General features: G+C 64.0%; 5 protein-coding genes. 3 read left to right on the top strand and 2 right to left on the bottom strand.

The annotated features are described in order from the left end of the window. A partial coding sequence (locus tag ACTHNE_RS19010) for a zinc-binding dehydrogenase (RefSeq protein WP_440270037.1) occupies positions 1 to 487 on the top strand: 487 nt, incomplete at its 5' end. Positions 488 to 546: 59 nt separating this feature from the next. Here the strand turns inward: ACTHNE_RS19010 and epmA are convergent. After that, a complete protein-coding gene (gene epmA / locus ACTHNE_RS19005; RefSeq protein ID WP_440270036.1) occupies positions 547 to 1521 on the bottom strand; it encodes an EF-P lysine aminoacylase EpmA in 975 nt (324 codons plus the stop codon). Positions 1522 to 1612: 91 nt separating this feature from the next. After that, the gene (gene ligA, locus ACTHNE_RS19000; RefSeq protein WP_440270035.1) at positions 1613 to 4003 is read right to left on the bottom strand and encodes an NAD-dependent DNA ligase LigA; all 2391 of its coding nucleotides are present in this window, start codon (positions 4001 to 4003) and stop codon (positions 1613 to 1615) included. A gap of 138 nt (positions 4004 to 4141) precedes the next feature. On the opposite strand from ligA, the gene ACTHNE_RS18995 reads away from it, so the two are divergent. Together ACTHNE_RS18995 and ACTHNE_RS18990 are read left to right on the top strand one after the other, a co-directional pair. Next, positions 4142 to 5608: an MFS transporter gene (locus tag ACTHNE_RS18995; protein WP_324944699.1), complete on the top strand. Its 1467-nt coding sequence runs from the start codon at positions 4142 to 4144 to the stop codon at positions 5606 to 5608. Between the two features lie 44 nt (positions 5609 to 5652). Then, a complete protein-coding gene (locus ACTHNE_RS18990; protein ID WP_324944696.1) occupies positions 5653 to 6855 on the top strand; it encodes a cation:proton antiporter in 1203 nt (400 codons plus the stop codon). Positions 6856 to 6870 lie beyond the last annotated feature (15 nt).

The raw sequence follows: 6870 nt of genomic DNA, 5'->3' as shown, positions 1-6870 counted from the left end.
GGGTCATCCGGTGTTCGCTACCGCCGGCAGCGATGAAAAATGCCGCGCCTGCGAAACGCTGGGCGCGCGCGCCATCAACTACCGTACCGAGGATTTCGTCGAGCGCGTGAAAGCGTGGACGGATGATCGCGGCGTGGACGTGATCCTGGACATGGTCGCCGGCGATTACGTGCCGCGCGAGTTGGACGCCTTGGCCGACGATGGCCGATTGGTCTTCATCGCCACGTTGGGTGGCATGAAGGCCGAACTGGATTTCGGCAAGGTCATGCGCCGCCGCTTGACGATTACCGGTTCCACCTTGCGCGGACGGCCCATCGCATTCAAAGCCGCGATCGCCGAGAAGTTATACGAACACGTGTGGCCGCTGTTTGCGGACAAGCGTCTGCGTCCAATCATCCATAAAGTATTTCCCGCACAGGAGGCGGCTCGCGCGCATGCGTTGATGGAAAGCAGTGCGCATATCGGGAAGATCCTGCTGCGCTGGTAGGTTGGGGGGCAAACCCCAACGTCACCATGTCACTCCGAAGTTGGGGTTTGCACCCCAACCTACGCCTTCGAAAACGGAAACGCTAAAACATCGGCGATGCGGTCGGTGCCTGCCATGCACATCAGCAAGCGTTCGATGCCCATCGCCACGCCGGCGCAATCGGGCATGCGTTCGAGCACGGCCAGCAGTTGCTCGTCGATCGGCATTTCGCGCAGGCCGCGTTCGCGGCGACGGGCGTTGTCGCGCTCGAAGCGCGCGCGCTGTTCGGCCGCATCGTTGAGTTCGTGATAGCCATTGGCCAGCTCGTAAGGCCCCAGATAGAGCTCGAAGCGTTCGGCCAGCGGCGGATCGCCCGGACGGATGCGTGCGAGCGCACTCTGGCTGGCCGGGTAATCGTGGATCACCGTGATGCGGTCGCGCGGAAAGGCCGGCTGCAGTTTGTGGGTGATCAGCAAATCCAGCCAATCGTCGCGGGTAAGGCCGGAAGGCTCGATGTTGTAGGGCGCCAGCGGCTTGCGCAGTTCATCGATCTCCGCGTGCAGCGGATCGAGGCCGAGTTCGTCGAGGAAGATCTGGCGATAGCCTTCGATCACCACCTCTACACGATGCCCTACCAGCGCCAGCGCCGCTTCGACCAGCGCGATGGCTTCTTCCATCAGCTGCCGGTGCGTCCAGCCGACGCGGTACCATTCCAGCATGGTGAATTCGGGATTGTGCCGTTCCCCCGCTTCGCCATTGCGGAACACGCGCCCTAGTTCGTAACAGTCACCGACACCATCGGCGAGCAGACGCTTCAACGGATATTCCGGCGAGGTGCGCAGCCAGCGTTCGCGCGAACCTGCATCGACGTGGCCATGGAACGGCGCGTTGAAGCTTTCGATGTTCGGATCGGTGTTGCCGGCCGCGGAAAGGATCGGCGTTTCCACTTCCAGCACGCCGCGGTCGGAGAAGAAGTTGCGGATCAATTCATAGAGTTTCGCGCGGCCTTGCAGACGCTGGCGGAAAGGCGTGATGTTGCTGATATTGGCATCCATAGACGTCAGGTTCTCGTTGTCCGCCACGCTTCATGTTCGTCATGGCGGCAAGAAGCCGGCGTGACGCGTATACATTGAGGCCAGGGCAGCCTCACACTCCGTGCTGCTTGAACAGCGCCAACAGGCGCTCTTCGTCCCACACATCCACGCCAAGTTCCTGCGCCTTGTCGAGCTTGGAACCGGCCGCCTCGCCCGCCACCACGAACTGGGTTTTCTTCGACACGCTTCCTGCGACTTTCGCGCCCAGTGCTTCGAGCTTTTCCTTCGCCTCGTCGCGCCCCATGCTGGACAGCGTGCCGGTGAGCACCGCCGTCTGTCCCGTCAACGGCTGGTCTTCCACCGCGGCGTGCTTAGGAATGGCATCGAGCAGGCGATGCATGGCCGCTTCCGCCTCCTGCAACGCGGCCAGCCGATGCGGATCGGATAGATACTCGTTGAGGTTGGTCGCGGCGTTCTGCGCCAGACCCGCGGTGATCCAATGCGCCATGCCGCCGCCGTGCAGTTTGGCGACGGTCGGAAAATGCGACGTGAGGAGTTCGGCGTTGCGATGGCCGATGCCGTTGATGCCGGCATCCTCCAGCAGCACGGCCAGGCTGAGCTTCTGTTGCAGGCGCGGCGAGGGATCGGTTTCGTCGCTCAACGTGACGCCGGCTTTCAGCAAGGCATCGACCACGTCTCGATTGCCCTTCTGCTTGAAGAACGCCTCGATGGAGCCGGCGACTTCCGCGCCGATATCCGGCAGCTCGCGCAAGATCGCCGCCGGCATGCTGCGCACCCATGCGAGGCGGCCAAGCCACGTCGCCAACGTCTTGGCCGTGCTCTCGCCGATATGCACGATGCCGAGGGCATAGAGGAAACGCGTGAGCGTGGCGTGCTTGCTGGCCTCGATCGCCTCGATCAGGTTCTCCGCCCATTTGGTGGCGATCTTGCCGGACTTGACCGTTTCCGGCGTGGTGCCGTCGCGCTCGTCGGCGCGGCGCTTCATCTCGAGAAAATCGTCCAGCGTGAGCTTGTAGAGATCGGCCGGCGTATGCACGTAGCCGAAGTCGACCAGGGCATCGACGAAGCGCTCGCCGATGCCTTCGATATCCATCGCGCGCCGCGATGCGAAATGGATCAACGCCTCCTTGCGTTGGGCGGCGCATACCAGTCCGCCCGAACAGCGCCAGGCGGCCTCACCTTCTTCGCGCACCAGCGCGGAATGGCACACCGGGCAATGCGTGGGCATGTGCCAGGGACGCGTCCTGGGCGGGCGGCGGTCGGGTACCACGCGTACCACTTCCGGAATGACGTCCCCCGCGCGGCGCACGATCACCGTGTCGCCGATACGCACGTCGAGCCGTGCCACCTGGTCGGCGTTGTGCAAGGTGGCGTTGGTCACCGTGACGCCGGCCACCTGCACCGCAGTGAGACGCGCCACCGGTGTGGCCGCGCCGGTGCGGCCGATCTGGATCTCGATCGCCTCCACCGTGGTGGCCTGTTCCTGCGCGGGGAATTTGTGCGCGAGCGCCCAACGCGGTGCACGCGCGACGAAGCCCATATCGCGCTGGCCGGCATAGTCATCCAGTTTGTATACGACGCCATCGATGTCGTAAGGCAGTTTGTCGCGCTTGGCGCCGATGCGCTTGTAATAGGCGATCAGGCCCTCGAAGCCCTTGGCGGTGTCCACTTCCGGCGACACCGGAAATCCCCATTCGCGCAGTGCCTGCAGCGTGGCCGAATGCGACGGCGGCAAGATCGCGCCTTCCACCATGCCTACGCCGTAGGCAAAGAAGCTGAGCTTGCGCTTGGCGGTGATCGCCGGATCGAGCTGCCGCAGTGAACCGGCCGCGCCGTTGCGCGGATTGGCCAGCGGCTTTTCGCCATGTTCGCGCGCGTAGGCGTTGAAGGCCTCGAAATCCTTGTGCAGCATGATCACTTCGCCGCGAACCTCCAGCACGCTCGGCCAATCGTCGCCGCGCAGATGCAGCGGAATGGCGCGCACCGTGCGCAGGTTGGCAGTGACGTCTTCGCCGGTGGCGCCGTCGCCGCGCGTGGCGCCCTGCACGAATGCGCCGCCTTCATAGCGCAGGCTGATGGCTAGGCCGTCCAGCTTCGGCTCCACCGAGAACACCGGCTTGCTGCGCCCCAGCGCCTGCTCGATGCGGCGCTCGAACTCCGCCACTTCGCGATAACGTTCGCGATCGTCCGCGCCTTCCTGCTCGAAGGCATTGCTCAGCGACAGCATCGGCAAGGCATGCCGCACTTCCGCAAAACCGCCGGTCGCCCGCGCACCGACGCGACGCGTGGGCGAGTCAGGCGTGGCCAGTTCCGGATGTTCCTTCTCCAACGCTTCCAGTTCGCGCAGCAGGCGGTCGTACTCGGCGTCGGGGATATCCGGGTCATCGAGCACGAAGTAGCAATAGTTGGCGTGTTCGATGCGCGTGCGCAGGTCGCGCATGCGCTCTTCGATGGTCAATGCGGATGCAGACGGTTTGCTCATGCGCGAAGTGTAACGATTCGGTGTGTCCATTCCCCTCCCCTCCGGCACAGGTATCGGCGCAACCTTGCATGGGGGCGAGAGAGCCTAAGCCGGCGACGTTTAAGCCAGATAACTGCCATAGCAGCTATCATACCGCCCATGCCTTCCTCCCCTGCCGCATCTTCCGCCACCGCTGCCGACGCAACGGCGGACACTGCAGCCGGCCCCGCCCTTTCTTCACGCGAACGCTACAGCGGCCTGATCTGGCTGGTGTCGGCGGCGTTCTTCATGCAGGCGTTGGACTCCACCATCGTCAACACCGCGGTGCCGGCGATCGCCATTGCCTTGCACGAAACACCGCTAAACATGCGCAGCGCGCTGACCAGCTATGTGCTGACGCTGGCGATCCTGATTCCCGCCAGCCCCTGGCTGTGCGATCGCTTCGGTACGCGCCGCGTGTTCGGTGCGGCCATCGGCGTATTCGCGATAGGTTCCCTGCTCTGCGGCATCTCGCAGACCCTGCCGGAGCTGGTGCTGGCGCGCGTACTGCAAGGCTGCGGCGGCGCGGCGCTGATGCCGGTGGGCCGCTACGTACTTGTGCGTACCATCGACAAACGCGATTTCGTGCAGGTGATGAGCACGGTCGCCACCTTCGGCCTGCTCGGCTCGGTGCTTGGGCCGCTACTGGGCGGCGCGCTGGTGGAGTACACCAATTGGCGGCTGATTTTTCTGCTCAACGTGCCGGTGGGCATCGTCGGCATCTGGCTCAACCAGCGCGAAATGCCCGAATACCGGCTGGATACTGCGCATCGCTTCGATCTGTTCGGTTTTCTGCTGTTCGCCGCTTCATCGGCCCTGCTGCTGACCGCTTCGGAGTACGCGGCCGACCAAACCGTCCGCTGGGCTGAAATGGGTTTGCTGGTACTGCTTGCGATCGCATTCGGCGCGGCCTACGTGTGGCACAGCCGTCGCACGGCGCATCCGGTAGCGGACCTGCGCCTGTTGCGCGTACGCAGCGTGTGGGTGTCGCTGTCGGGCAATCTGCTGACGCGCCTGGGCGTCAGCGGCATGTTCCTGCTGATCGTGTTGTTCCTGCAGGTCGGCTGTGGCTGGTCGCCGCTGATGGCCGGCCTGATGATGGTGCCGCAGGCGCTCGGTTCGATCGTCGCCAAATGGTTCGTGAACCGCATGCTGATCCGGCTCGGTTATCGGCGCCTGTTGCTGGGCAATACGCTGATCGTGGCCGTGCTGATCGCCCTGTTCGCGCTGCTCGGGCCGCACACGCCGATGGCGCTGATCGTCCTGCTGGCGTTCGTCTATGGCGGCTTCATGGGCATGCAGTATACGGTGATGAACACGCTGGTCTACACCGACCTGGACGTCAAACACGCATCGATGGCCTCGTCGATGGCATCCACCACGCAGTATCTGTCGATGAGCTTCGGCATTGCGCTGGCGACCCTGCTGATGCAGGTACTGCTGCACGGCCAGAGCAGCGCCGCTTATGTGGAAGCCTTCCGCTGGACGGTGATCGTGCTGGCCGTGGTCACCGCCATCGCCAGCCGCGTGTTTGCACGACTGCAAAAAATGCCACCCACGAGCCGCGAGGTGTCTTCCGCGACGTGAGCGGGTAGCATGAGGCACATGCACATGATCGAAGGACCCCGACCATGCATCACGCCAATGAGATTCTGCTTGCGCTATTCGTGGTGTTCGTTGCCGCACAGATTGGCGCAGAAATCGCGCAACGCCTGAAACTGCCGGGCGTGGTGGGCGAAATCGCCGCCGGCTGCGTGATCGGGCCTTCGGTGCTGGGCTGGATCACGCCCGAACAGATCGCCATCGGTACCCCACTGGACGTGCTCGCCGAAATCGGCGTTGTCCTGCTGCTGTTCTCGGTGGGCCTGGAAACACGGCTGGAAGATTTGAAGAAGGTCGGCAAGGCCGCTTTCCTGGTCGGCGTGCTCGGCGTGCTGGTGCCATTCGGCATGGGCGGGTTTTGGGCGCATGCCAGCGGTTTCGCGTGGGGTAAATCATTGTTCGTCGCCGCGGCTTTCGTGGCCACTTCCGCAGGCATCACCGCGCGCGTGCTGCAGGAGCTAGGCGTATTGCAGCGCGTAGAGAGCAAGGTGATCCTCGGCGCCGCCGTGATCGACGACATCCTGGCGATGCTGCTGCTCGGCGTGGTGGTGTCGTTGCAAGGCGGCGAGGGCTTCGACCCCATGCACCTGGTGATGGTGCTGGCCGGCGCGATCGGCTTCATCGCGGTGATCGGCTGGGGCGGCACGCGCGTGATGCGCTGGAATTCCACCTGGCTGGAAAAGCCTCGCAGCACTTATTCGCCGCTGCTGATCGTGCTGGGGCTGTGCCTGGGGTTGGCCTATGTTTCCACGCTGTTTGGACTGGCCGCCATCATCGGCGCATTTCTGGCGGGCATGATCGCCTCCGAAACGCGCCAGCAGCACACGCTGGAGCAGCAGTTCCAGCCGCTGCTCGCGCTGCTTACCCCGTTCTTCTTCGTGCTCACCGGCAGCAAGATCGACCTGCACCAACTCGCCAATGCCGACGCCCTGATCGCACTGCTGGTAGTGACCGTGATCGCCATCGTGTCCAAGCTGCTCGGCGGCTTCCTGGGCGCACTCTCGCTGGGTCGCACCAGCGCCGCCATCGTCGGTTTCGGCATGGTGCCGCGCGGCGAAGTGGGCGTGGTGATCGCCAGCCTTGGGCTTGCCGCGGGTGTTTTCAGCGATCAGATGTACGCCATCATCGTGGCGATGTCGCTGCTCACGGCCATGGTTACGCCGCCTATTCTGGCGTGGCTGCTGAAGCGCAACATGAAGACGACCGCATCGGTCGAAGCCGATCACGCCTGAGCATGGCGCGCCGGA

The sequence above is a fragment of the Dyella sp. genome, from assembly GCF_051954575.1.
Lineage (GTDB): Bacteria > Pseudomonadota > Gammaproteobacteria > Xanthomonadales > Rhodanobacteraceae > Dyella_B.
This window is presented reverse-complemented; position numbering and strand designations above follow the sequence as displayed.